The organism is Pseudarthrobacter sp. MOO14, assembly GCF_058267675.1.
The window spans coordinates 3775642-3801065 of the sequence record NZ_CM177849.1 but is presented as its reverse complement, the minus strand read 5'-3'; the positions used below and the strand labels follow the sequence as shown (position 1 = coordinate 3801065).

Here is a 25424-nt window from a genome sequence, read left to right as displayed (position 1 = left end):
CCCTAACCGACGGTCAGGGGAGCATCGGAGAAGATGTTCCGGATCACGCCGTTGGCCCAGTCGAGGATCTCGGCGTCCTGCAGGTCCCGGCCGCCGATCCGTGCGGTTTTCGGTTTGGGGATGAGGACGGCGTCCAGGGCGGGCTTGGATTGGGCGCCCGGGTACATGCGGTTCAGTCGCATCACCTTGGATTCCGGCAGGGTGGCCGGGGAAAACTTGATGAAGTTGCCCTGCAGCGCGACGTCGGTCAGGCCGGCCTCGCGTGCACCCACCCGGAACCTGGCCACGGCCACGAGGTTCTGCGCCGGGAGCGGCAGTTCGCCGTAACGGTCCACGAGTTCCGCCATGACCTCGTCGATGGCCTCGTTGGTGACCGCGGAGGCGAGCTTCCGGTAGGCCTCCAGGCGCAGCCGCTCGCCGGGGACGTAGTCGTGCGGCAGGTGCGCGTTGACCGGCAGTTCGATCTTCATCTCCGCAGCCTTCTCTTCGGCTTCGCCGCGGAAGTCCGCCACGGCCTCGCCCACCAGGCGGATGTACAGGTCGAAGCCCACCCCCTGGATGTGCCCGGACTGTTCACCGCCCAGCAGGTTGCCGGCGCCACGGATCTCCAGGTCCTTCATGGCCAGCTGCATGCCGGCGCCCAGTTCGTTGTGCGCGGCCACAGCTTTGAGCCGCTCCAGGGCCACCTCGCCCAGCGGCTTTTCCGAGGGGTAGAGGAAGTAGGCGTAGGCGCGCTCCCGGCCACGGCCCACCCGGCCGCGGAGCTGATGCAGCTGGGACAGGCCGTACTTGTCCGCGCCATCGACGATCAGGGTGTTGGCGTTGGAGATGTCCAGCCCGGTCTCGATGATGGTGGTGCAGACCAGGACATCGAACCGCTTCTCCCAGAAGTCCACGATGATCTGCTCCAGCCGGCTCTCGGACATCTTGCCGTGCGCCACCTCCACGCGCGCCTCCGGCACCAGTTCGCGGATCTTCGCGGCGGTGCGTTCGATCGTGGACACCCGGTTGTGGACGAAGAACACCTGTCCTTCGCGCATCAGTTCGCGGCGGATCGCGGCGGAGGTCTGCTTGTCCGTGTACGGGCCCACATAGGTCAGCACCGGGTGCCGTTCCTCCGGCGGGGTGGCCAGGGTGGACGTTTCCCGGATGCCGGTCAGGGACATCTCCAGGGTGCGCGGAATCGGGGTGGCGCTCATGGCCAGGACGTCCACGTTGGTGCGCATCTTCTTCAGCGCTTCCTTGTGCTCGACGCCGAACCGCTGCTCCTCGTCCACGATCACCAGGCCAAGGTCCTTGAACTCGAAATCCTTGGAGAGCAGCCGGTGCGTGCCGATCACCACGTCCACCGTGCCGTTCTTCACGCCCTCGGCCGTCTCCTTGGCCTCCTTGGCAGCCTGGAAGCGGGACAGCGGCTTGACCCGCAGCGGGAAGCCGGAGAACCGTTCGGTGAACGTCTCATAGTGCTGCTGCGCGAGCAGGGTGGTGGGCACCAGCACGGCCACCTGCTTGCCGTCCTGGACAGCCTTGAACGCCGCCCGCACCGCAATCTCGGTCTTGCCGTAGCCGACGTCGCCGGAGACCAGGCGGTCCATGGGGATCTCCCGTTCCATGTCCGCCTTGACCTCGTTGATGGTGGTGAGCTGGTCGGGGGTCTCGACGTACGGGAAGGCCTCCTCCAGTTCCCGCTGCCAGGGCGTATCCGGGGCGAACGCGTGCCCGCGGGAGGCCATCCGGGCTGAGTAGAGCCGGATCAGTTCACCGGCGATTTCCTTGACGGCCTTCCGGGCCTTGGACTTGGTGCTGGCCCAGTCGGCGCCGCCCATCTTGCTCAGGACGGGAGCGTCACCGCCCACGTAGCGGGTCACCTGGTCGAGCTGGTCCGTGGGGACGAACAAGCGGTCGCCGGGCGCCCCGCGCTTGGCCGGCGCGTACTCCAGCACCAGGTACTCCCGCACGCCGTCACCGCCGCCGGCCACCTTCCGCTGGATCAGTTCCACGAACCGGCCGATGCCGTGCTGTTCGTGCACCACGTGGTCCCCGGCCACGAGCTGCAGCGGGTCGACGGCATTGCGCCGCTTGGAGGGCATCCGCCGCATGTCCTTGGTTGATCCGGCGGAGGTCCGGCCCAGGAGGTCGGCCTCCGTCAGCAGGCCCAGTTTGAGCCCGTCAAGGACAAACCCGCGGCCGACGGCGGCGGTGGTCACTTCGATGATGCCCGCCTGGGGTTCGTGGTCCAGGCTGTCCACCCGGGCGCACGGAATGTCGGCGTCATGGAAGAGCTCGGCCAGGCGCTGGGCCGGGCCGGGTCCTTCGGTAGCCACCACGATGCGCCACTGGTCGCGGACGTGCGAGCCGATGAACTCCATCATTTCCGCCACATCGCCCTGGTAGCCGCGGGGTTCGCGGGCATGCAGGTTCAGTACGTCGATCTCCGGAAGCAGCTCCGCGTCCTGCGCCAGGGAGGTAATGGACCACCAGGAGACCCCGTGCGCCAGGGCTGAGCCACGGGTTTCAGCCAGCGACCGGAAGCTCGCCGAATGCAGCGCCGCGCTGGCCTGGGAGCTGAGGTCCAGGGGCGCCGTCCCGCCGTCCGATGCCGTGGACCAGGCCGCCTCAAGGAACTCCTCGTTGGTGGCGGCGAGGTCGTGGGCGCGGGTGCGCACCTTCTCGGGTTCGATGACCACCGCGATGGAATCGGCGGGCAACTGGTCCACGAACGGCACCATCGCGTCCACCAGCACCGGGGCCAGGGATTCCATGCCTTCCACGGCGATGCCGCCGGCAATCTTTTCGAGCATGTCCGCCGCGGCCGGCAGCTGGGCCTTCAGCGTGGCGGCGCGGGACATCACGGACGGCGTGATGAGGATTTCCCGGCACGGCGGCGCATGCAGTTCCGCGGGGTGGTGGATGCCCGGGGCAGACAGCGATCGCTGGTCGGCAACGGCGAACCAGCGCATCTGGTCCACTTCGTCCCCGAAGAACTCCACCCGGATGGGGTGGTCCTCGGTGGGCGGAAAGACGTCGATAATGCCACCGCGGACCGCAAATTCGCCCCGGTGCGTCACCATGTCCACGCGGGCGTAGGCAGCGTCCGCGAGGCTCTTCACCACATCGGAAAACGGTACCTCCTGGCCCACTTTCAACGTGACCGGAACCAGGTCCCCCAGGCCGGCCACCACCGGCTGGACCACGGCGCGGACGGGCGCGACGACGACGCGCAGCCGGGCCGTCGTCGAACTTTCCGGATGGGCCAGGCGGCGAAGGACCGAGAGCCGGCGGCCCACGGTATCCGAGCGCGGCGAGAGCCGCTCGTGCGGAAGGGTCTCCCAGCTGGGGAACTCGGCCACGGTGTCCGCCGGCAGGTACGCGCGCAGGGCCGCGGCGAGGTCCTCGGCTTCCCTGCCCGTGGCGGTCACGGCAAGCACAACGCCCGGTTCACCGCTGTCCGCCGCTGCTGCCAGGCCGTCTGCCATCTCCGCCAGCAGCACGGGCCTCAAGCCCGCAGGGGCGCTGATCTGGTAATCCTGTCCACGGACCTCGAAGCCCCGTGCGGCCTCGGCCCGGACCCGGCCGAATGTCCGGTCCGGCTCCAAGGCACGGCGCAGGCCATCCAGCGTGGGGACCGCGCCGGACGTGCCGGCGCGGGTTTTGCCGGTGCTGGACGTGCCGGCGGCGGACTGGCCGGAAAGACTCATGGCAGTAGCTCCTGTGCTGTTCATCAAAATCGCAGGCAACGCGAAAACCCGAAATTCGCTGCGAATCCCGGGGAACTTCCAGCCTACCGCGCGGGACCGACATGGCAGTCCCGCGATTGCGGGCCTAGGCTGGCAGTGCCATCGCATTCGGCGTCGGAGCAGCCGTCCGGACAAGCCGCCGCTCCGAACCACAAGGGACGAACAGGAGCCAGTATGAGCGAAATGACTGCCCGGCCTACATCAAAGACCGTCCTTGTCACCGGTGCCACCGGGTACATCGGCGGCCGGCTCGTGCCACGGCTGCTGGAAGCGGGCCATACGGTCAAGGTCCTGGTCCGCTCCCCCGACAAGATCGCCGGTGTGCCCTGGCGCACCGAGGTGGACGTGGTGGAAAGCAGCCTTGACGACGGCGACGCCCTCCGCGCAGCCCTTACCGGCGTCGACGTCTTCTACTACCTGGTGCACTCCATGGCGGCAGGGGCCGGTTTCGAGGCGAAGGAAAAGGCGATGGCCCGGACGGCGGCGGATGCTGCCACGGCGGCGGGCGTCCACCGGATTGTCTACCTGGGCGGCCTGCACCCGAAGGGGGTGGAGCTGTCCACCCACATGCGCTCACGCGAGGCCGTGGGCAAGGTCTTCCTGGACAGCCCGGTGGATTCGATCGTGTACCAGGCGGGCGTGGTGATCGGTTCCGGCTCCGCTTCCTTCGAAATGATCCGGCACCTGTCCGAGACGCTGCCCCTCATGCCCGCACCAAGCTGGGTGCGCAACCGGATCGAAGCCATCGCCGTCCGCGATGTGCTCTATTACCTGGTGGCTGCGGCGTCGCTGGAGGGTCCCATCAACCGGACCTTCGACATCGGCTGCCGGCAGGTGCTGACCTACGCCAAGATGATGCAGGAGTACTCAGCCGTGGCCGGCCTGCCTTACCGGGTGGTGTTGGCGCTGCCTGTGCCGGCGCCCAAGCTGGCCGGCATGTGGGTGGCCCTGACAACCCCCATCCCATGGTCCATGGCGGTCCCCCTGGTCCAGTCGTTGCAACATGACGCCGTGTCCGACGAGCACGACATCGACCAGTTCATTCCGCAGCCCGACGGCGGCCTCACGCCCTACCGCACCGCGGTGGCCTTGGCGCTGGGCAAGGAACGGGACGGCCAGGTGGAGACCACGTGGGCGAACGCCGGCGCGGATTCCGACCCGCTGCCCAGCGACCCCGAGTGGGCCGGGCACAAGGTCTACATCGACGAACGGACGTTCCACGGAGACGTGGACCCGGCGCACGTCTGGACCATCATCGAGGGGATCGGCGGCCGCAACGGCTGGTACTCGCTGCCCTTGGCCTGGCAGGTGCGGGGCTGGCTGGATAAATTGACCGGCGGCGCCGGGCTGCTGCGGGGCCGCCGGCACCCGCACTCCCTGGCCGCCGGCGAGGTGGTGGACTGGTGGCGGGTGGAGCGGATCGACCGCGGCAGGCTGCTCCGGCTGCGGGCAGAAATGCGCGCGCCCGGCCGTGCCTGGCTGGAGCTCTCCGTGGAGCCGGACGGCGGAGGCAGCCGGTACCGGCAGCGGGCCATTTTCTTCCCGAAGGGTTTGAGCGGACGGCTCTACTGGCTGGCCGTACTTCCCTTCCACAGCCTGATCTTCCCGGCCATGGCCCGGAACATCACCGCGGCAGCCCAAAAACTGGCCGATGCGGAGCGCGCAGAGGTGACCCCGTAGGATGTTGGAGGCGTAAATCCTTTCCCGACGTCCCAGGAGGACCCATGGCGCTGAGCGCAACCACCACCCTTCCGCACTCCGTTGACAGCGTTGCCGCTGTGCTGGTGAACGAGGATTTCCAGCGCCACGTCAGCCGGCTGGTGGGCGGCGAACTGGAGTCCTTCAAGGTCGACGGCGACACCGCCGGGGCGTTCAGCGCCACGTCGGTGCGGACGTTGCCCACCACCCGGCTGCCCGAGATTGCCCGCAAGTTTGTCGGTGAGCACCTCAAAGTGACCCAGGTGGAAAACTGGGACGCCCCCGCCGCTGATGGCTCCCGCCAGAGCAACATCTCGCTGAAGATCGCCGGCGCCCCGGTGGATGTCACGGCCGTGCAGCGGCTGGTGGCCGACGCCGGTGGAACCCGGGTGGAGCTTGAGGGCGCCGTGAAGTCCTCCGTTCCGTTCCTGGGCGGCAAGATCGCCGATGCCGCCGAGCCCATGGTGGCCAAGGCCTTGAACCTGCAGGCCACGCAGGCGCAGGCCTGGCTGGAAAGCCACTAGTACATGGAGCTGCCCGTTTTCGCTGCGCTGGTCCTGATTGTCGCCGGCGTCTGGTCGCTGGTGGTCTGGCCGCAGTTCCTGCGCCGGGTCATGAACGATCCCCGTGCCCGCGACACTGCCGGCAAGGCCACCAAATTCCTGACCGTGCACGTGGTGCTGGTCAGCATCTCCATGGTGCTGGGACTCGCCACCGCAGTCATCGGCGTCCTGGGACTGCTGGGCTGACCCTTCCGCGCGGCAGCACGGCTCCGGCATGACACAGCCCGGGCCTTCCTCCGGAACGAGGAAGGCCCGGGCTGTTCTCATCCCTGCGGTTATGCCGCCTGGTTGAGCGCGTCCTCCGCCGCCACCCAGGAGATCATGGCGCACTTGACCCGGGCCGCGTAGCGGGCAACCCCCTCGAAGGCAGCGGCGTCCCCCAGCAGTTCGGGATCGGCCTGGACCTTGCCGCGTGAGCGGAGCACCTCGCGGAAGCTCTCGATCACCTGGTGCAGTTCGGCAACGGTCATGCCGTCGGCGAGTTCGGAGAGAACCGACGCCGAGGCCATGGAAATGGAGCAACCGGCTCCGTCCCACGCCACCTGGACCACCTTGCCGTCCTGCACCGCCAGCCGCAGGGTGACTTCGTCTCCGCATACCGGGTTGAGCTGGTGGGACTGGCCTGTTGCCGCGCCGGCCGGGGCATCGGTGGCGGCCAGCCCGCTGCCGTGGCGGGCCTTGGAATGGTCCAGGATGATCTGCTGGTACAACTGGTCGAGGCTCATGGTGTCACCCTTCGTGTTCTCCGCTAGGCGCGGAAGTAGGCCCTGACGCCGGCCACGGCTTCAAGGAAGCGGTCCACGTCGTCGGTGGTGTTGTACAGGTAGGCGCTGGCGCGGGTGGTGGCGGTCAGTCCCAGCCGCCGGTGCAGCGGCTGGGCGCAGTGGTGCCCGACGCGCACGGCGATCCCGCGGGAGTCCAGGAATTGCCCGACGTCGTGGGCGTGGACGCCTTCGACGTCGAACGCGGCAAGGCCGATCCGCTCCCTGCCTGCGGCCGGGCCAAGGACCCTGACACCGGGAATGGCCTCAAGGCCCACCACCATGCGCTGGCCGAGTTCGGACTCCCAGGCGTGGATCCGGTCCAGCCCGGTCTCGGTGAGGTAGTTGGCCGCGGCGGCCAATGCCACGGCCTGGGAGATGCGCTGGGTACCGGCTTCGAAGCGTTGTGGTGCCGGCAGGTACTCTGCCCGCTCCATGGTGACGGTGGTGATCATGGATCCGCCGGTCAGGAACGGCGGCAGGATGTCCAGCAGTTCCTGCCGTCCGTACAGCACGCCGATGCCCGTGGGGGCGAGCATTTTGTGGCCCGAGAGGACCGCGAAGTCCACGTCCAGTTCCTTGACGTTCAAGGGCAGGTGCGGGGCGGACTGGCAGGCGTCCAGGACCACGAGGGCGCCGGCGGCGCGGCCCAGGGCCGTCAATTCCTGCACCGGGTTGATGATGCCCAGCACGTTGGAGGCATGGGTGAAGGCCAGGACCTTTGTCCGGGGTCCGATGACTGAGGCCGCAGCGTCCATGCGCAGGCTGCCGTCGTCATCGATGGGAATATGGCGGAGCTTCGCCCCGGTACGGAAAGCCAGCTCCTGCCACGGAATAAGGTTGGCGTGGTGCTCCATCTCCGTCACCACGATCTCGTCGCCGGGCCCCAGCGCCAGTTCCCGCAGGCCGCGATCGCCGCGGCCTTGGGCAGCCCAAAGGGCGGCGTTGGACAGGGCGTAGCTGATGAGGTTCAGCCCCTCGGTGGCGTTCGAGGTCCAGATGGTCTCTTCATAGCCGGCCCCGATGAAGTCGGCGATGGTTTGCCGGGCATCTTCGAAGACTTCGGTGGCCTCCACCGCAAGATGGTGTGCGCCGCGGTGCACGGCAGCATTGCGCTGTTCGTAGAACTCCTGTTCGGCTTCGATGACGCTGACCGGGTTCTGCGAGGTGGCGCCGGAGTCAAGGTAGACCAGCGGCTGGCCGTTGACCAGCTGGTTCAGCACGGGGAAGTCGTTGCGGATGCGCAGCACTTCCGCGTTGTCCATGGCCGGCAGGGCACGTTCCAGCGTGGCTGGCGTTGATACTACGGCCAAAACGAACTCCTTGGGCTGCCAATGTTTGACACCCAATTGTCCCACAACACGGCTGTGGCGGCCGCCCGGAGGGGCTGCCGCCACCGCTGCCCCGGGCTTCGGCCGAGGGAGCAGAGGGCCGGCGACGGCTGGGGGGAGAGTCTCGGTCTCAGAAGACTCTGACGTCGCCGGCCCCGTCTGTGCCCGGTCCGTGGGGACCGGAAATATGAGGGGCCTCAATGTCCTGATCGGCTGCTCCGCGGCTTCCAGCCTGCCGCTTTGCTTTGCCTCCTTAAGTAAATCCGGTAGCGCCCTCCCGTACACGAGTAGGGTGTACTCGAATCCTCGGGGGTGCACTACCGGGCCGCGGCCAGGTAGCCATGCACAGGCGCATGCTGCGGCCGGGGTCTGGTTCCGCCGCCAGCGGAACGGCGGTCACAGGGCACCCGCGGCACGGTGACGTACGGCGCGTGGAAACGGCGCCGCAGGGCACCAACGGCGAGGGGGCGGCCGACGGCGGCCGTCGCGGCCAGGTACCGGGGAAGGGCAGCCGGGACTACTTGGGCAGGGCCGTCTCCAGCTCGTCGCGGCTGCGGACGCCAAGCTTGACGTAAGTACGGTACAGGTGCCCTTCCACCGTGCGCACCGACACCATCAGGCGCTGGGCGATCTCCCGGTCGGTCAGTCCCTGGACGGCCAGTTCGACGATGTCCTGCTCCCGGCGGGTGAGGTGGACCGCGGGTGCGGCGGCGATGAAGCGTCCCTCGCGGAAGCGCTCGCCGAGTTCGTGGTCGCACTTTTCCCGTTGGGCCACCGCCTGCCGGGACCGGCGGCGTTCGCCGGCCTGTTCCAGCACCGTGCTGGCACGGGCATAAGCCTCCCGGGCCAGGTTGACAAAGGCTGCTTCCTCCAGCGAGGCAGCCGTTGCCATCAGGGTGTCGCCGTCGGCGTTTTCCCACGCCGTGGCCAGGGTCAGCAGCGCCTCCGCCCAGCGGCCTTCCACGCCGCGGGCAACCGTCTGGACCATGGGGATCACCGAGGGGTCCCCGAGGTCCCAGCACATGGCCAGGACTTCGAGGAGGTTGCCGGCCCTTGCGGCTGCCTCCGTCGTCGTCATGAGCGTCTGCAACGCAGCCAGTCCCTTGCCGTCACGGGCGGTGTACTCTGCCCCCGCTGCCACGTACGCCTCGGCCAGGAGGTCATGTGCGGGGCCGCCGGCGAAGGCATCCTTGTGATCCTGTTCCAGCCGTCTTGCCTGTTCAGCATCCCCGAGACGGGCCGCCACGTAATAGCCCAGCGCGGTACCGAACCGGTACAGCTGCAACGGATCGTTGAGCCTCAGGGCTTCCACGGCGGGCAGCAGGACCTGGTAGGCCCGCTCCATCCGGCCCTGGCGAAGCAGGGAGTAGCCGCGGAGTACGTTCAGGCTCCCGTCGAAAATGGCCGCACTGGCGCCGTGGCCTGCCGCGTAGCCGTTCAGTTCCCGCTCGGCCGATTCCCATTCGCCCATGGCCAGGTAGTTGGAGACCAGCCGTCCCAGCACGAACTCAGGGAAGAAGAACAGGCTGCCTTCGAGCGGAGGAAGCTCCGACGCCGCCATCATGGCAGCATCCAAGCCCTGGACGGGACGCCCTGCAGCGGCCAGGGCATGGGCCAGGAGCGCCTCAGCCAGGGCACGCAGCGGCTCTCCCCCGGAGCCCGCTGCGCCGCGTTTCCTGATCCTGTCGACTTCCTCGCCAAGTGCCTGGACGTTGACCTCGGCCCCAAGCTGCAGCACTTGCAGAAGCTCCGCCTGCCAGCTGCCATCCTGGCCGAATTGGGCGATGGCCCGCTCCACGTCCTCCGCTACATCTGCCAGCAGCCGGCCATTGGCCTGGTGTGCCGAAACCCGGAGCACCAGGGCTGCCGGCCCTTGCGGGTCCCCGGCCAGCGGGAGCCAGCACTCGTCCAGGAGGGCCGCCGCTTCCTGGTAGGAGCCCTCGTTATACAGGGCCCGGGCCTGGACCGCCTGGGCCAAGGGGATCAAGGCGGGGTTGCGGATCTTGGCCGCGATGGACCGGGCGCTGTGGTTGCGGTACGCGAGCAACGCCACTTTGGCGGCGGCCAGCAACTCGTCGTCGCCGACCCGGAGGCCACACTCCAGCGCCCATTCCACCGAACGGAGCCGGCCTTCCCCCTGCAGCAATCCGGGGTCCTGGTGTGCCTTGACCTTCTCCAAGAGCTGGAGGCTCCGGGAGACCGATACCGTGTTCCTGATGGCGCCGGCGAAGAGCGCGTTCCAGAGGTAAAGTTCCGCGGGAACGCCGGGGGTCTCCACGATCATCTGCTGGTCCAGCAGAGACCGGACCACCGCTGCCCCACTGATGTCTTCGATGACCTTGCGGCCCACCGGGCCGGCCAGGGCAATAAGCTTCAGGGCTTCCTGTTCCTCGGGTCCGCGGCGCAGGTGGTCTTTGGCAACCACCGCTGCCAGCCGGGGCCCGTCGGCAGGAAGGTCCCCGAGCAGGATCCAGATGCCGTTGCGTTTGGCCAGTACCCCGGCTTCCGCGGAGTCATGCAGCAAGGCGTCAAGGATCCGTGGATTTCCGCTCGAAGCGCTCCACATGGCGTCCACCGTGGCAGCCGGAACGGTCCCGTCCAGGACGTGGGCCAGGACTTCCTCTATCTGCTCGCGGTTCAGGGGCCGAAGATCGACGCGCTCGGCAAGGCCGTCGTACCAGAGCTGCTCCAGCGGCTGCGGAAGGCCGGGCCGGGGCCGCGCGGCCGCCAGCACGGTTGCCCAGCCCGCCGAAATCAGCTCAGCCAGTACCCCTGCCGAGGCCTCGTCCAGGTGATGTGCGTCGTCCACCGCGAGCAGGACTGCCGAGCCGTTACCGGCTTTCAGCTTTTCAAAGTAGGACCACATTGACCGCAACACGGCCACCGGCGAGACCGACTCCTCAGCCGTGAGTTCCCCGGTATAGGGGGTCAGGACCCCGAAGGGCACCCCGGAGAGCGCGGAACTGGCATGGATGCGCACCACGTTCAGGTGCCCGGCGAGCCGTTCGGTGACGGCGTCGGTCACCGCCGATTTTCCAATCCCCGGGCCTGCCATGACGAAGACCGCATGGCTGGTGCCATTGCGCACCAGGTTGCAGATCCGGTCCACGGGCTCCCGCCGTCCGGTCAGGAGCCGATGGGCAGATGTGGGTTTGTGGCCATTAGACGAGTCCAGTCAGATCACCCCTTGAAGTTACGCCCAGCTTGGTGAACACCTGGTACAGGTGGCCTTCGACGGTGCGGACTGAGACACCCATTTCCAGGGCGATGTCACGGTTTGAGGCACCCCTGCCGGCCATTCGTGCAATCTGCCGCTCACGGCTGGTCAACAGCGGGCTGCCGCTGCTGGGCACGATGGGGAGGTTGGCTACCGTGGCGGCCAGGATGTCCAGCCGTGCCTGCGCGGTCCGGGCCGACAGGGCATCCCCGTCCTGGCGCGCAAAGTCCACCGCCAGTGCCATGCAGCGGGCTTCGACGGCGTCGAGTTCCAGGGTGGCCGCGAGTTCGCCGCCGGCGAGCAGCGCCTTGGCGTCCTTTGTCCGGCTTCCCACGGCGATCAGCCGGGATACTTCGGCCAGCGGGCCTTGCCGGTGGCCCGCGATCTCCTCCAGGAAGCGGAAGTCGGCATCGCTGCCGTTCACCGTTGCCGCCAGCAGGTAGATCCCGGCCATGGCATACCGGCCCGCTTCTGCGTTCGCGCGGGCCCCCTGCTTGAGGCTGGTGACGGCGTCGGAGTCGCCCAGCCACCGTCCGGCCACGAGTGTGCAGAACTCGATGATGCTCTCCACGGCAAACCCTGACCTGCCGGGCATCCGCTGGACTTTCGTCAGGTACTTGCGTGATAGCGCGGCGTTTCCGGTCTGGGCGTAGGCCAGGGCCGTGGCCGCGTACGCGGTGCGCAGCGCACCCTGGACCGGTTGCAGCTCCAGCTGCGCTGCGGCAGAAATCAGGGGTTCCAGGGCAGCTTCGCCCCGGCCGGAAAACGCGAAAGCTATTCCGGCAGCGATTTCCGTGGCCGCGCTGCGGTAAGGAAGCCGGAAGGGCTGGCCGGCGCTGAACGGGGCCATGAGGTCAATGCAGCGCCGCCACTGGCCGGCCATCAAAAGGACGAAGTAGGCCTCCCGCGTGTACCGTTCCCGCAGGCCCACAATGTGCGAGGCATCGCTGAGTTGGCCGCCGATCTGGCGCACGAGGCCCAAGGCGTCCATCTCCCGGCCCGTCATGGCCAGGGAGCTCATCAGGATGATGGCGCACTGGAGCCGGTAGCCGGTGTCAGGGTTGGCGGCTGGATCAACGGCCCGCTCAAGGGCCGGAATCATGGCGGCGTACCTTCCCGCGTGCGCCTGGTACTCGAATTCGCTCAGCGAAATGCGGTTGGCCGCCACCGCGGCAGGAGCAGGCCAGTCCGGATGGTCTCCCGCAGTGGCCAGGCGTTCGCGGGCGGAGGCGAAGAGCTCCCCAACCGAGCCGGACCGTTCCGGAAGGCAGAGCATCACCCGCGCCTTGGCGGCCACCACCTGGGCGTACTCTTCGAGGTCGAGGGCCTCCAGTTCAGGTTGGGTAATGTCCTCAAGGGCGGCCAGGGCCTGGACCGCCATGTCCAGCTGCAGGTACGCGGCGGCCTTTTGCCGCTGCGCGGATGCCCACAGGGCATCCGTCCGCTGGATCATCTCCGCATAGGTCAACGCGAACCGGGGGTCGAAGAGCTGGACGGCGGCCTGGGCGGCCGCAAGCGCCAGTGCCGGGCTGAGTTCCGCCTCGCATTCATGGGTCCACGCGGCGAACGACATCAGTTCATCGACGGTCATGGCCGCGGGGTCGGGCTCCTCGCCGCCCAGCAGCACGGAGCGGAGCTCCCGCCGCCGGGAAATGCTCAGCCAGGTCCTGACGACGTCGCCAATGTACTTCTCCCGCAGTGACACCCAGCGGTACTCGGAGTCGTCGATCTCGAGCAGCCCGGCGTCCTCCATGTCCGCCACGACGTCGGCGCCATAGATGGCAGTCAGCCGGGACAGTTCCACCCGGCGGGCGCAGGACAACATTTCAATGACTTCGCGGGTCTCCGGTGTTTCCCTTGTCCAGCGCGACCTGACGATGTCATCCAGGCTCGCGGCGCCGTCGAGCACCACCTTGTCCCGGAGCGTCCAGACGGAATCGGACAGCACGAGGTTCCCGGAAAGCTGTTGCTCGGTAACCAGGGCTTTGAGCAGCAGGGGGTTGCCGCCCACCATCTGGTGGTAGGTGGTGACCAGGGACGATGCGACGCGGTGCCCCAGCAGGGACAGCAGGACCTGCCGGGTCTGCAATTCGTTGAGGTTGCTGAGCCTGACTTCGGTGAGCTTGCGGTCCGTCAGGAGCCAGTGGAAATCCGCCGGCAGGTCACTGGCTTTGGGGGCGACGGCGATGATCCTTGCCGTGCCGGTCAGCAACACGTTCAACAGCACGCCGGCGCTCATGTCGTCGACAGTGCCGGAGGTGTCCAGCGTGATGATGCAGGGCCTGCCGGCCGCATCGCTGCGGATCAGGGAGGTGATCCCGCGCAGGATGGCAGTGGGTGAACCCATGTAGGCCTGCGGCAACCGGGCCAGGAGGAAGGAGAGGCAGCCATACGGGGTGTTGGAGCCCGAGGGTGCGCTCCGGAGCTGCAGCGACCAGATGTCCGGGCCCAAGTCGGCGACTGCCGCCCTGGCCAGGGAGGACTTTCCCACCCCGCGGGCGCCTGTGATGACCGCTCCGAAGGAGTTTTCGCTTGTCAACGCTGTGCGGACGGCGTCAAGGTTGGCACTTCGTGCCGGCACGGACCATTGCCGGCCCTCCGGCACTGCGGAGGATCCCGTGGCCAGCCCATCACCCTGAGGTGTTGACCCACGTCCCCAGCTGAGTGGCTCGATTGACATGAACTTGTCCCCTACATCCTGCAATAGCGGGATGTAGCCCCATTGCTCCCCCGCATAGGAAGAAGAGTACCCCTTGCCACTGACAAGGAAACAGGGCACAAGGGAACTTTTACGATTCTGCTTGGCGTGATCCGGACTTGGCGGGGTGGAATTTCTGCTGCGTGGCAGTGAGTCCTTCCCGGAGCAAGGACTCAACGGCGTCCGCTGCGTCGTCGAGCAGGAAGGGCAGTTCCTTCCGTTCCGCGGTGCCGAAGTCGCGCAGGACGTAGTCTGCCGTATCCATCCGCCCGGGCGGCCGGCCAACTCCCACCCGGACGCGCAGGTAGTCCTTGGTGTCGAGTGCTTTGGAAATGTCGCGCAGGCCGTTGTGGCCGCCTTCGCCGCCGCCGAGCTTGAGTTTCACCGTGTTGAAGGGGATGTCGATCTCATCGTGGACGGCCACCACGTGGTCGGCGGCGATCCCGTAGAAGTTGGCGAGGGCAGACACGGGCCCGCCGGAGACGTTCATGTACGTCATCGGTTTGGCCAGGACTACCCGCGGGCCCCCGATTCCCAAGCGGCCCTCCACGACCTGGGCCCTGGCTTTGTGGGCCTTGAAGCCCGCGCCCATCCGGGAGGCGAGTTCATCGAGGACCATCTGGCCAATGTTGTGCCTGTTGCCTTGGTACTGCGCCCCGGGGTTGCCGAGGCCGACGATCAGCCAGGTATCAGTCATGGATCAATCCTATGGGGGCGGTTGGGGCGGGAACGGCGCCGTGCGGACACGACAGTGGCCGGCCCCGTGCGGGGTCCGGCCACTGTCAGGGAGTGCGGAGTGCTTACTCTGCGGCTGCTTCTTCGGCTGCCTCGGAAGCTTCCTCGGCGGCGCCCTCGGACGCACCTTCGGTTTCCTCTTCCTCGGCGATTTCAACGGCCTCGGAGATGTTGACGACCAGTGCCTCGGCGTCGGTCAGCAGGACGGTGCCCTTGGGCAGGACCAGGTCGGAGCCGTGGATGTGCTCGCCGGCGCCGCGGCCTTCGATGCTCACGACGACGGACTCGGGCAGGTGGGTGGCCTCGGCTTCGAGGGACACGACCGTCAGTTCCAGGTTGTGGACGGTGCCGGGAGCGGATTCGCCCTCAACGTGCACGGGAACGTCGACGGTGACCTTCTCGCCCTTGCGGACGGTCAGGAGGTCGATGTGCTCGATGATCTGCTTTACGGGATCACGCTGGATGTCCTTGACCAGGGCCAGGTGGCCTTCGCCGTTGATGTCCAGGGACAGCAGGGCGTTGGGGGTGCGGACAGCCAGGGTGGTGGCCTTGGCCGGGAGGGTGACGTGGATGGGCTCTGCGCCGTGGCCGTAGATGACGGCCGGGATCAGGTTGGCCATCCGTGCGCGGCGGGCGTAGCCCTTGCCGAATTCGGTGCGCAGTTCTGCTGCGAGCTTCTGCTCAGACATGGAAATCTCCTTGAAGATGAAACGGTGTTCAGCAAGGGCCGAGGTCTGGTGTGACCTTCAACGCCGGGCGGCCGGTAGGCGGCCCTTCAAGAAGGCAGTCCCTCTCATCAAGGGACAAGCAGACCCAGTCGATAACGGAGACTTTGCTCTCCCTCGCCAAGGTATCGGGGTCAAGCCTACCAGCGCCGGAGCCGAATATTGAAAACGGTGAGGCGGCGGTGGTTGCCTGCCGAAACCGCAATCCCGGGTTTCGACAGGCAACCAGCCGCTACGCCTTGCCGTCGAAGAGGCTGGTGACCGAACCGTCGTCGAACACTTCGCGGATGGCACGGGCGATCAACGGCGCGATGGACAGCACCGTCAGCTGCGGGAACCGCTGCGAGGCGGTCAGCGGCAGGGTGTTGGTGACCACCACTTCGCGGGCACCGGATTCGGAGAGGCGGCGGGCGGCCGGCTCGGAGAAGACGGCGTGCGTGGCCGCGATGATGACGTCCTTGGCCCCGGCGTTCTTCAGCACGGTCACGGCCCCGGAGATGGTTCCGCCGGTGTCGATCATGTCATCGATCAGCACGCAGGTCCGGCCCTCGATCTGGCCCACCACCGTCTTGGAGACAGCCTGGTTGGGGACTGTGAGGTCCCGGCTCTTGTGCACGAAGGCGAGGGGTGCCCCGCCCAGGCGTTCGGCCCACTGTTCGGCCACGCGGACGCGGCCGGTGTCCGGGGAGACAACGGTGATGTTTTCGGCGTCCACCCGGGTGCGGATGTAGTCGGCCAGCAGCGGGATGGCCATCAAGTGGTCCACCGGACCGTCGAAGAAGCCCTGGATCTGGGAGGTGTGCAGGTCAACGCTCATGATGCGGTCCGCGCCGGCAGTCTTGTAGAGGTCTGCCACCAGGCGGGCGGAGATGGGCTCGCGGCCGCGGCCCTTCTTGTCCTGCCGCGCATAGGGGTAGAACGGGGAAACCACGGTGATGCGCTTGGCGGAAGCCCGCTTCAGCGAATCGATCATGATCAGCTGTTCCATCAGGTGGTTGTTCAGCGGTGCCGGGTGGGCCTGGATCACGAAGGCATCGGTGCCGCGGACGCTTTCACCGGCGCGGACGTAGATCTCGCCGTTGGCGAAGTCGTAGGCATCGACGGGCAGCAGGTCAGTGCCGAGTTCCTTGGCGATTTCCCGGGCCAGCTCCGGATGGGCCCGCCCGGTGGCGAGCACCAGCTTCTTTTCGCCGTGCGCCGTAATTTCGCTCATTCTTACTTGCCCTCTTCTGTAGATGCCGGGGTACTGGAGGAGTTCTGGGTGGCCGCCTGGGCCAGTTCGGCGGAGCGGGTTCCCGGACGGTTCGCGGGGACCCAGCCTTCGGCGTTGCGCTGGGCAGCGACGCTTAGTGCGAGCGCGCCTGCAGGTACGTCCTTGCGGATCACCGCGCCGGCGCCGCTGTAGGCACCGTCCCCCACGGTGACCGGGGCAACAAAGACCGTGTTGGAGCCGGTACGCACGCCCGAGCCGATCACCGTGCGGTGCTTCTTCTCGCCGTCGTAGTTTGCCGTAATGTTTCCACAGCCGATGTTGGTGTCTTCGCCGATTTCGGCGTCGCCTGCGTAGCCCAGGTGGGACAGCTTGGAGCCGCGGCCGATGGTGACGTTCTTGGTTTCGTAGAACGCACCGATCTTGCCCTTTTCACCAAGCACGGTGCCTGGCCGCAGGTAGGTGAAGGGGCCGACGGCGGCGCGCGGCCCGATCACCGAGCCGGAACCGTGGGTGCGGACCACCGTTGCGCCCTCGCCCACCGTGACGTCGGTCAGCGTGGTGTCGGGGCCGACGACGGCGTCCCGGGCCACGGTGGTGGCGCCGTGCAGCTGGGTGTTGGGCAGCAGCCGGACGTCCTCGTCCAGGGTGACCGATGCGTCGATCCACGTAGTGGCCGGGTCCACCACGGTGACGCCTGCGCGCATCCATCCCTCGACGGTGCGGCGGTTCAGTTCGGCGCCGAGGGCGGCCAGTTGGACGCGGTCGTTCGCGCCTTCCACCTGCCAGCGGTCGGCGGTGACGACAGCGGCAACCCGGCCGCCGGCGGCACGCGCCAGGGACAGGACGTCGGTGAGGTATTTCTCGCCCTGGGCGTTGTCGGTGGTGACCTTGCCAAGGGCGTCCCGGAGCACGGCTGCGTCGAAGGCGTAGATACCGGAGTTGACCTCGCGGATCAGCCGCTCGGCCTCGGATGAATCCTTGTGCTCGCGGATGCCCGTGACGGAGCCGTCCTCGCCCCGGAGGATGCGGCCGTAACCGGTGGCGTCGTCGAGGACGGCGGTGAGGACGGTGACCGCGTTGCCGTCACGCTCGTGGGTGGCCACGAGTTCGCCCAGGAGTTCCCCGGAGAGCAGCGGAACATCGCCGTAGGTGACCACAACGGTACCGGCCAGGCCTTGTTCCGCGTGGAGTGCCTCGAGGGCGGCTTCCACGGCGCGGCCGGTGCCCGGCACGTCGTCCTGGTCCACGATGACGGCGTCGGGATCCAGTGCCGATACATGCCCGGCAACCAGGTCACGTTCGTGGCGCACCACGATGGCGAGCCGCTGCGGGTTGATGCTGCGGGCCGCCCGGAGGGCGTGGCCCACCAGGGAGAGGCCACCGATTTCGTGGAGGATCTTGGGTGTACGCGACTTCATCCGGGTACCGGCGCCTGCTGCCAGAACGATGACAGCGGCCGGGCCGGCATTCTCGGGGATCACGTACGGGCTCTCCTTGCTAGGTTGTGCTGGCGCATTGCGGTGTCCGGCGTCCATGTCCGCCCGGCACCGGGTGCCATCCTACTGAACGCTCCTCGCACAGCAGTTCCGCCCATAGGATTCGAACCTATACTCCACGGCTCCAAAGGCCGGGGTGCTGCCGTTACACCAGAGCGGACCGTGCCGGAGGACTCAAGGCCCGGGCACAAGTCCCTATTTTGCCATGGGTTCGGGGCACCGCGCGACACCGGCCGGTTCTCCCCTGCCTGCCGGGCGGAATCGGGCCCGTGGCCGGTGGGGCATGATGGGATTGTGAGCAACAACCTGCCGCGGATGCGGATGACCGGCCTGCAGCGGCGTAGCCAGTTGATCGACGTCGGCCGGGCGCTTTTTGCCGTCCGGGGGCTCGACGGGACCACCATTGAGGAGATCGCCGCCAGCGCGGGCGTGTCCAAGCCGGTCATCTACGAGCACTTCGGATCCAAGGAAGGGTTGTACACGCAGGTGGTGGAGTGCGAGTTCCACATCCTGCTGGACGCCATCAATAGCGCCCTCACCGAGGAAGCCAAACCCCGGGTCCTCGTCGAACGCGCCGCCCTGGCCCTGCTGACCTACATCGAGGAGCGCACCGAGGGCTTCCGGATCCTCATGCGCGACGCTCCCCCGTCCCAGCCCGAGGGCGCCTTCTCCACCCTGCTCTCCCAGGTCACCGCCCGCGTGGAACACATCCTCTCCGACGAATTCTCGCGCCGCGGCTTCAGCGGCGAGGATGGCGCCATGTACGCCCAGATGCTGGTTGGCATGGTGGCCATGACCGGCCAGTGGTGGCAGGACAGCCGCCAGCCCGACAAGCAAACCGTCGCTGCGCACCTGGTCAACCTCGCCTGGAACGGCCTCACCGGCCTGAAGAAGGAGCCGGAACTGCAGTCTGAGGCGTAAGCCCAGGCCGCCTTCGCCGTGGTCACTTACGCGGCGCAGGGGCCCTCCGCTCTTGCCCGCGTCGCCTTTGTCAGTCCCCCAGGAGTTCTGAGGACTCCAGCCATTCCATTTCCAGGACGTCCTTTTCGTCCGTGAGGTTCTTGAGCTGTTTGTTCTGGTCCGCGAGCTTGTCGAAATCGCCGGCCTCGGTGGTCTTCAGCATCAGGTCGTGAAGCTTCTTTTCCTCTTGATCCAGCTTCTTGATTTGCCGTTCGATCCGGTTGAGGGCCTTGCGGGCCTCCCGCTTCTCCGCCTCGGAGGGGCCTGTGCCGGTGGCTGGGGCCGCGGGGCCCTGGCCCGCGCTGGTGACGGGATTGCCGCCTCCGGACACCGTGGAGCCGGCGAGGGCGGCCTCCCGCAGCTCAAGGTACTGGTCCACGCCGCCGGGCAGGCCGCGGAGCTTTCCGTCGCCCAGGAGGGCCATCTGGTGGTCGGTAACGCGCTCGAGCAGGTAGCGGTCGTGGCTGACCACCACCAGCGTGCCGGGCCAGCCGTCCAGGACGTCCTCCACGGCGGCGAGGGTGTCGGTATCAAGGTCGTTTGTGGGCTCGTCGAGCATCAGGACGTTGGGCTCCCCCACCAGCAGCCTCAGCAACTGCAGCCGCCGCCGTTCGCCGCCGGAGAGGTCCTTGACCGGGGTCCACTGCTTCTGGTTGGTGAACCCGAGCTGCTCCACCAGTTGCCCGGCGGTGAACTCCTTGCCCCCCACGTTGAAGGAACGCTTTTCCCGCTCGATCACCTCGATGACGCGCAAGTCCGCGACGTCGTCGAGCTCCTTGACCTCCTGCGTGAGAACCGCGGTGACCACGGTCTTCCCCCGCTTCAGCTTCCCGGCGTCGGGCGTGATCTCGCCGTTGAGCAGCTTCAGCAGGGTGGTCTTGCCGGCGCCGTTGACACCCACCAGCCCCAGCCGCTCTCCCGGGGCCAGGCGCAGGGTGATGTTGTCGAACAGCTTGCGGCCATCGTCGCCGCCGCGGAAGTTCAGGGAGATGTTTTCCAGGTCCAGGACGTCCTTGCCCTGGCGGGCAGTGGCCATTTTGTTCAACGCCATGGAGTCGCGGGGCTCGGGGACATCGGCGATCAGGGCGTTGGCGGCCTCGATCCGGAACTTCGGTTTCGAGGTCCGGGCCGGGGCGCCGCGGCGAAGCCAGGCCAGTTCCTTCTTGACCAGCTGCTGGCGCTTGCCTTCGACCACGGAGGCCATCCGGTCACGCTCGGCACGGGCCAGGACGTACGCCGCGTATCCACCTTCGAAGGGGTCCACGATGCCGTCGTGCACTTCCCAGGTCTTGTTGCAGACTTCATCGAGGAACCAGCGGTCGTGGGTGACCACCAGGAAGGCGCCCTGGTTGGCCCGCCAGCGGGTCTTCAGGTGCCGGGCAAGCCAGGCAACTCCTTCGACATCGAGGTGGTTGGTGGGTTCGTCGAGCATGATGACGTCGTGGTCCTCGATCAGGAGCTTTGCCAGGGCCACCCGCCGCTTCTGGCCGCCGGAGAGGGCGTGCACGTTGGCATGCCAGTCGACGTCGGACACCAGCCCGCCCATGATCTCGCGGATTTGCGGGTTGCGCGCCCATTCGTAATCCGCCTGGTCGCCCACGATCGCGGCGCCGACGGTCAGGTCGCCGTCGAGCACGTCGCTTTGGTCCAGGTACCCCACGTTGACGTCGCCGCGCTTCGTGACGCGGCCGGAGTCGGGCGTGGAGCGCAGTGCCAGCAGGCGCATCAGGGTGGACTTGCCGTCGCCGTTCCGGCCCACCATGCCGATCCGGTCGCCTTCCTCAAGGCCCAGGGTGATGCCGTCCAGGACGGTGCGGGTCGCGTAGGAAACTGTGAGGTTCTCGCCGCCAAGAAGGTGTGCCAAAAGGAACTGCTTTCTGCTGCCGAAATATAAGGGGTCTAGAGATGTGTGTCGGAGATGATGCGCGCGCCGTGGACGGGGCCGTGCACGTGAAGGGCCGCCAGTCCCTGGTGCCGCAGGTCCTCGGCCAGTGCTTCGGCCGCCACGGGATCATCGGCGAGCAAGGCCACGGTGGGGCCGGAACCTGAAACGATCCCAGCGATCGCGCCGTGGGATTCGCCGATACCCAGCGTATCGCGCAATGCAGGGGCCAAGGAGATGGCGGCACGCTGCAGGTCGTTGACCAGGACACGGCTCAGGGATTCGGCGTCGCCGCTGCGCAGGGCCGCCACAATGTGCGGGTCGACGCCGGTGGGCTCGTCCGCGGTGATGCCTTCGGCGTCCCGCAGCCTGTCCAGGGTGCGGTACACCTCCGGGGTGGACAGTCCGTAGTCTGCCGCCACCAGCACCCAGTGGGTTTGCGCCTTGGCCAGGGCCGGGGACAGTTTGTCGCCCAGGCCAAGGCCCACGGCGGTGCCGCCAAGCAGCGAGAAGGGCACGTCCGCGCCCAGTTCCGCGGCAAGGTGGGCCAATTCTTCGCGGGAGAGTCCGCTGTTCCACAGGGCGTCGCAGGCCAGGAGCGTGGCGGCGGCGTCGGCTGACCCGCCGCCCATGCCGCCGGCGACCGGGACGCGTTTGGTGATTTCCAGGTGTACGCCGGTGGCGTGCTCGGAGACGTCAGCCATGATGGCGGCTGCTTTGTAGGCCAGGTTGTTGCTGTCCAGGGGAATGTCGACGGCGTCGAGGTCCAGGGTGCTTTCGGGGCTGAGGCTGAGCGTGATTCCCGGCGTCGCGGTGCTGGTGGCGGCAACTTCCTCGTAGAGGGATACCGCGAGGTAGACGCTGGCAACGGAGTGGTAGCCGTCCCGGCGGAGCGGGCCCACCGCCAGGGATACGTTGACCTTGCCGGGTGCTTTGACCCGGACCGTCCTGGCCGCGAAGCGTCCTGCCGGGGCGTTCACAACCGTGCTTCCTTGGCTTCGGCGATCCTGGCGAAGGCTTGGATATCGATGACCTCGCCACGGGCGGTGGGGTCCACGCCGGCAGCCACGAGGCAGCGCTCCGCTTCCGGCGCTCCGCCTGCCCAGCCGGCGAGGGCTGCCCGCAGCGTCTTGCGGCGCTGCGCGAACGCGGCGTCCACCACGGCAAACACTTGCTCACGGGTGGCAGTGGTGGCCGGCGGCTCGCGGCGGGTGAAGGCCACCAGGCCGGAGTGGATTTTGGGGGCGGGCCAAAAAACGTTCATGCCGATGACGCCTGCCTTGCGCATCTGGCTGTACCACGCCGCCTTGACCGACGGCACCCCGTAGGTCTTGGACCCCGGGCCCGCGGCCAGCCGGTCCGCTACTTCGTCCTGCACCATCACCAGTCCGTGCCGCAGGCTTGGGAAATGCTGCAACAGGTGCAGTACCACCGGAACCGCCACGTTGTAGGGCAGGTTGGCCACCAGCGCGGTGGGTTGGACCGGCAGTTCGGTGACTTTCATGGCGTCGTCGTTGACCAGGTGGAACGCGTTGGCGGCGGCAGGGCGCCATTCCTTGACGGTTTCCGGAAGCTTCGCGGCCAGGACGGGGTCGATTTCGACGGCGACAACGGCCGCCGCCGCATCGAGCAGCCCCAAGGTCAGGGAGCCGAGGCCCGGGCCGACCTCGAGGACGGTTTCATCCGGCCCCACTCCGGCGGCGGAGACGATCCGCCGGATGGTGTTGCCGTCGATAACGAAGTTCTGGCCCAAGGTTTTAGTCGGCCTGATCCCGATTTCCTCTGCCAGCCGGCGGATGTCGGAGGCGCCGAACAACGGTGCGGGCACGGCAGGGATGGGTTCAGTCACCTAGGTATCCTATCCCGCGCGGCAGCTCCGCCCTGTCGGCTTAACGGCAGTGGCCGGGCCCGGATATCCGGGCCCGGCCACGCTGTGGGCGTCGTGTTCGTCCGCTGAATCAGCTGCTGGCTGCCCAGCCGCAACCCCACGGTGAGAGCCCGCGCTGGGCGTAGACGCGGTTGGCGATGTCGATTTGCTGCGCCTTGGTGGCGAGGCTGGCGTTCGGGGCGTACGCGCCGCCGCCTGCTCCGATCCAGGTGCGGATGTCGAATTGGAGGCCGCCGTAGTAGCCGTTGCCGCTGTTGATGCTCCAGTTTCCGCTGGATTCACACTGGGCGATCTTGTCCCACATGGCTTCGTTCATCATGGCCGGCGCTGCTGCCCCGGTGTTGGCGGCTGCTGCCGCGGGCGCCGCCTGGACGGCGGGCTTGGCCTTGGTGCCCACGGTGACCTTTTCGGTCACGGGCTGCACCGCCACGTTCTCGGACACGAGGGTGCGCGACGCTTCCCGGCCGTCAACGAGGACCAGCTTGAAGGTGCGCTCGATCTTTCCGGCCGCCCCGGCCTGGGTCACCTGCTTGTCACCCTTGAGCATGTCGGCGCTCTCGGCGGTGACCGTGTCGAAGGGCACGTCTTCGCTCGTAACGGCAGTCTTGCTGGTGTCCACCCGGGAGACCTTGATGACCATGTTGTTCACCACGTTGGCGTTGGCCGGCTGGGAGGAGCGGTCGCTGGCGCCGAGGGTGACACCGGAGTCCTCAAGGACCTTGCCTACGGTTGCGGCAGTGGTGGTGGCGGTGTTCACCTTGCCATCGGCCACGATGCTGACGGTCTTGGGTGTGGAGATGGAGACGTAGGAGCCGGCCAGTGCGAGCGTGGCATCCTTGGGCGCCGAGACGGCCGATGCGCTGGCAACGCCGAGCTCGCTGACGAGGCCTTCCACGTCCTGGGCGGTGGTGTTGACGGTCTTTTCGGCCCCGTCAAGGCTGACCTTGACCTCTTTGGCCTGGTTGACGTTGATGACGGTGCCGTTTTGCACGGATGAATCCAAGGACGGCGATACGCGGTCGCCGGGCTTGAGGTCCAGGTTGGCACTCTTGACCACCTGCGCCACTGTTCCACCAAAGGACTGCACGGACGAGGCTTTGCCGTCCACGTTGAGCGTGATTGTTTTGTTATTGCCCACGAAAGCCACGAGGCCCGCGACGAGGCCGCAGAGCACCAGAAGTTGGGCGCCAACCTTGATATAGCTGAACTTGCCGTCCGTTGTGAAGAACTTGATCACGATTGCCCGTAACTCTAGGTCCATCCGGGCACGGGGAATCGCGCAAGGGAATGCCCGGAACAACCTCAAATAGACCGTCCGGGCATCGATGCACCGCCACACTCCGCGCAGCGGCATGGCCGGGAACTGACGTGCCCGGAGCGGCTGCGAATGGAGCGAAATTATCCGTTGGCCTTCCCCGACCCCGGCTAATAGTTGTCCACTGTAACCGTAGCGTTATAAAGCGACCAACATTTTTGCATACCAGGTATTGCCCAGGATCACGGGACGGGGTGGGATTTCAGGTCCAGGATCCGTATGCCCGCACGGTATTTTCACTGATGGTGTTGCACAGCCCGGCGAGGTCGGAGCCTGTCAATTCTGCCATGGCCCGGACCGTGTACGGGACCATGTAGCTGGCATTTGGCCGCCCCCGGTGCGGATGCGGGGTCAGGAACGGCGCATCTGTTTCCACCATGATGAGTTGGCGGTCGGCGGCGGCGAGCGCGGCCCGAAGATTCGCGGCGTTCTTGAAGGTCAGGGTCCCGGCGAAGGACATCCACCAGCCCTGGTCGTTGCAGGTCCTGGCAAGCTCCTCGTCGCCGGAGAAGCAGTGGAACACCACCCTCCCCGGGGCGCCTTCCTCCCTCAGCACCCGCACCACGTCGCCGTGTGCGTCCCGGTCGTGGATCTGGAGGGTGAGGTCCAGGCGCTTGGCGATGTCGATGTGGCGCCGGAACGAGTGCTCCTGGTGGCGCAGTCCTTCGCCTTCCGTGCGGTAGAAGTCCAGCCCCGTCTCGCCGATCGCGCGGATCCGCGGATGCGCCGCGAGGCGTTCGATCTCTGCCAGGGCCGCCTCAAGTTCGCCCCTGGCGGCATAGTGCGGAGCATCGTTGGGATGGAGGGCCACGGCGCCCAGGAGACGGTGGTCCTGGTCCACGGCTTCCACCGTGAACCGCGACGACGCCAGGTCGCAGCCCACCTGGACCGCTCCCTGGACCCCCACGGCCGCTGCGGCATCAAGCGCGGCCTTGATTCCCACCGGCGCCGTTCCATCAGGAAAGTCCAGGTGGGTGTGGTTGTCCATCACGGGTACAGGCAACGGTTCAGGCGCGGGCGGATACTGCTTGCGGGGCGGAGCTTCCGGGTCCAAGGGGCCTGTGTCAGGTGCCCGGTAGGCGGCGGGAGTCAGCGGATTGCACATCCACCCAGCCTATCCGCCGAAAGCGGTGGCATATTTGCCGGAACTCTCTGTCAGGCACGGCAGTTGTGTTAGTAGTCTGGAACGAACACACGCGCACGCC

18 protein-coding genes and 1 tRNA gene are annotated in these 25424 nt (G+C 67.3%); 4 read left to right on the top strand and 15 right to left on the bottom strand.

Features of this window, described 5'->3' with window-relative positions; genetic code table 11:
• Nucleotides 1-2: 2 nt before the first annotated feature.
• The gene (gene mfd, locus AC4EEV_RS17560; RefSeq protein WP_243835492.1) at nucleotides 3-3698 is read right to left on the bottom strand and encodes a transcription-repair coupling factor; all 3696 of its coding nucleotides are present in this window, start codon (nucleotides 3696-3698) and stop codon (nucleotides 3-5) included.
• Nucleotides 3699-3911: 213 nt separating this feature from the next.
• Here mfd and AC4EEV_RS17555 point away from each other — a divergent pair, with 213 nt between their 5' ends.
• The 3 genes from AC4EEV_RS17555 to AC4EEV_RS17545 are packed head-to-tail and all read left to right on the top strand — an operon-like array spanning nucleotide 3912 to nucleotide 6184.
• Nucleotides 3912-5417: an SDR family oxidoreductase gene (locus tag AC4EEV_RS17555; RefSeq protein WP_491329590.1), complete on the top strand. Its 1506-nt coding sequence runs from the start codon at nucleotides 3912-3914 to the stop codon at nucleotides 5415-5417.
• A gap of 44 nt (nucleotides 5418-5461) precedes the next feature.
• Nucleotides 5462-5959 carry a DUF2505 domain-containing protein gene (locus AC4EEV_RS17550; RefSeq protein WP_018762966.1) on the top strand — a complete coding sequence of 166 codons (498 nt, stop codon included), beginning with the start codon at nucleotides 5462-5464 and terminating at the stop codon, nucleotides 5957-5959.
• 3 nt (nucleotides 5960-5962) lie between these two features.
• Nucleotides 5963-6184: an SCO4848 family membrane protein gene (locus tag AC4EEV_RS17545; protein ID WP_018762965.1), complete on the top strand. Its 222-nt coding sequence runs from the start codon at nucleotides 5963-5965 to the stop codon at nucleotides 6182-6184.
• Between the two features lie 89 nt (nucleotides 6185-6273).
• On the opposite strand, the gene sufU is transcribed toward AC4EEV_RS17545, so the two are convergent.
• The 9 genes from sufU to AC4EEV_RS17500 all read right to left on the bottom strand — a co-directional run bounded on the left by sufU (nucleotide 6274) and on the right by AC4EEV_RS17500 (nucleotide 18334).
• Nucleotides 6274-6723 (bottom strand): Fe-S cluster assembly sulfur transfer protein SufU, encoded by a 450-nt coding sequence (gene sufU / locus AC4EEV_RS17540; protein ID WP_018762964.1) that lies wholly within the window; start codon nucleotides 6721-6723, stop codon nucleotides 6274-6276.
• 23 nt (nucleotides 6724-6746) lie between these two features.
• Nucleotides 6747-8072 carry a SufS family cysteine desulfurase gene (locus AC4EEV_RS17535; RefSeq protein ID WP_491329589.1) on the bottom strand — a complete coding sequence of 442 codons (1326 nt, stop codon included), beginning with the start codon at nucleotides 8070-8072 and terminating at the stop codon, nucleotides 6747-6749.
• A 535-nt stretch (nucleotides 8073-8607) separates the two neighbouring features.
• Entirely contained in the window at nucleotides 8608-11199 is a 2592-nt protein-coding gene (locus tag AC4EEV_RS17530) for a LuxR C-terminal-related transcriptional regulator (RefSeq protein ID WP_491329588.1), read from the bottom strand.
• A 52-nt stretch (nucleotides 11200-11251) separates the two neighbouring features.
• Complete coding sequence (locus AC4EEV_RS17525) at nucleotides 11252-13987, bottom strand: helix-turn-helix transcriptional regulator (RefSeq protein WP_026264928.1); 2736 nt, start codon at nucleotides 13985-13987, stop codon at nucleotides 11252-11254.
• Nucleotides 13988-14096: 109 nt separating this feature from the next.
• Nucleotides 14097-14702, bottom strand: a complete 606-nt coding sequence (pth, locus tag AC4EEV_RS17520; protein WP_018762960.1) for an aminoacyl-tRNA hydrolase — start codon at nucleotides 14700-14702, stop codon at nucleotides 14097-14099.
• Nucleotides 14703-14805: 103 nt separating this feature from the next.
• Complete coding sequence (locus tag AC4EEV_RS17515) at nucleotides 14806-15429, bottom strand: 50S ribosomal protein L25/general stress protein Ctc (RefSeq protein ID WP_018762959.1); 624 nt, start codon at nucleotides 15427-15429, stop codon at nucleotides 14806-14808.
• Between the two features lie 268 nt (nucleotides 15430-15697).
• Complete coding sequence (locus AC4EEV_RS17510; RefSeq protein WP_018762958.1) at nucleotides 15698-16678, bottom strand: ribose-phosphate diphosphokinase; 981 nt, start codon at nucleotides 16676-16678, stop codon at nucleotides 15698-15700.
• Nucleotides 16679-16680: 2 nt separating this feature from the next.
• Complete coding sequence (glmU, locus tag AC4EEV_RS17505) at nucleotides 16681-18159, bottom strand: bifunctional UDP-N-acetylglucosamine diphosphorylase/glucosamine-1-phosphate N-acetyltransferase GlmU (protein ID WP_133832156.1); 1479 nt, start codon at nucleotides 18157-18159, stop codon at nucleotides 16681-16683.
• A 103-nt stretch (nucleotides 18160-18262) separates the two neighbouring features.
• Nucleotides 18263-18334 (bottom strand) — tRNA-Gln (locus AC4EEV_RS17500).
• A 134-nt stretch (nucleotides 18335-18468) separates the two neighbouring features.
• Between AC4EEV_RS17500 and AC4EEV_RS17495 the strand changes: the two genes are divergently transcribed.
• Nucleotides 18469-19095 (top strand): TetR/AcrR family transcriptional regulator, encoded by a 627-nt coding sequence (locus AC4EEV_RS17495; protein WP_018762956.1) that lies wholly within the window; start codon nucleotides 18469-18471, stop codon nucleotides 19093-19095.
• A gap of 70 nt (nucleotides 19096-19165) precedes the next feature.
• On the opposite strand, the gene AC4EEV_RS17490 is transcribed toward AC4EEV_RS17495, so the two are convergent.
• From AC4EEV_RS17490 to AC4EEV_RS17470, 5 genes are all read right to left on the bottom strand, one after another.
• Nucleotides 19166-20998: an ABC-F family ATP-binding cassette domain-containing protein gene (locus AC4EEV_RS17490; RefSeq protein WP_491329587.1), complete on the bottom strand. Its 1833-nt coding sequence runs from the start codon at nucleotides 20996-20998 to the stop codon at nucleotides 19166-19168.
• 35 nt (nucleotides 20999-21033) lie between these two features.
• Complete coding sequence (locus AC4EEV_RS17485; protein ID WP_109863438.1) at nucleotides 21034-21996, bottom strand: 4-(cytidine 5'-diphospho)-2-C-methyl-D-erythritol kinase; 963 nt, start codon at nucleotides 21994-21996, stop codon at nucleotides 21034-21036.
• Nucleotides 21993-22865 carry a 16S rRNA (adenine(1518)-N(6)/adenine(1519)-N(6))-dimethyltransferase RsmA gene (gene rsmA, locus AC4EEV_RS17480; protein WP_285320083.1) on the bottom strand — a complete coding sequence of 291 codons (873 nt, stop codon included), beginning with the start codon at nucleotides 22863-22865 and terminating at the stop codon, nucleotides 21993-21995. Before rsmA ends, AC4EEV_RS17485 begins: the two co-directional genes overlap by 4 nt.
• Nucleotides 22866-22974: 109 nt before the next feature.
• Complete coding sequence (locus AC4EEV_RS17475; protein ID WP_018762952.1) at nucleotides 22975-24141, bottom strand: resuscitation-promoting factor; 1167 nt, start codon at nucleotides 24139-24141, stop codon at nucleotides 22975-22977.
• A gap of 280 nt (nucleotides 24142-24421) precedes the next feature.
• A complete protein-coding gene (locus AC4EEV_RS17470) occupies nucleotides 24422-25324 on the bottom strand; it encodes a TatD family hydrolase (RefSeq protein WP_491329586.1) in 903 nt (300 codons plus the stop codon).
• Between the last annotated feature and the right edge of the window lie 100 nt (nucleotides 25325-25424).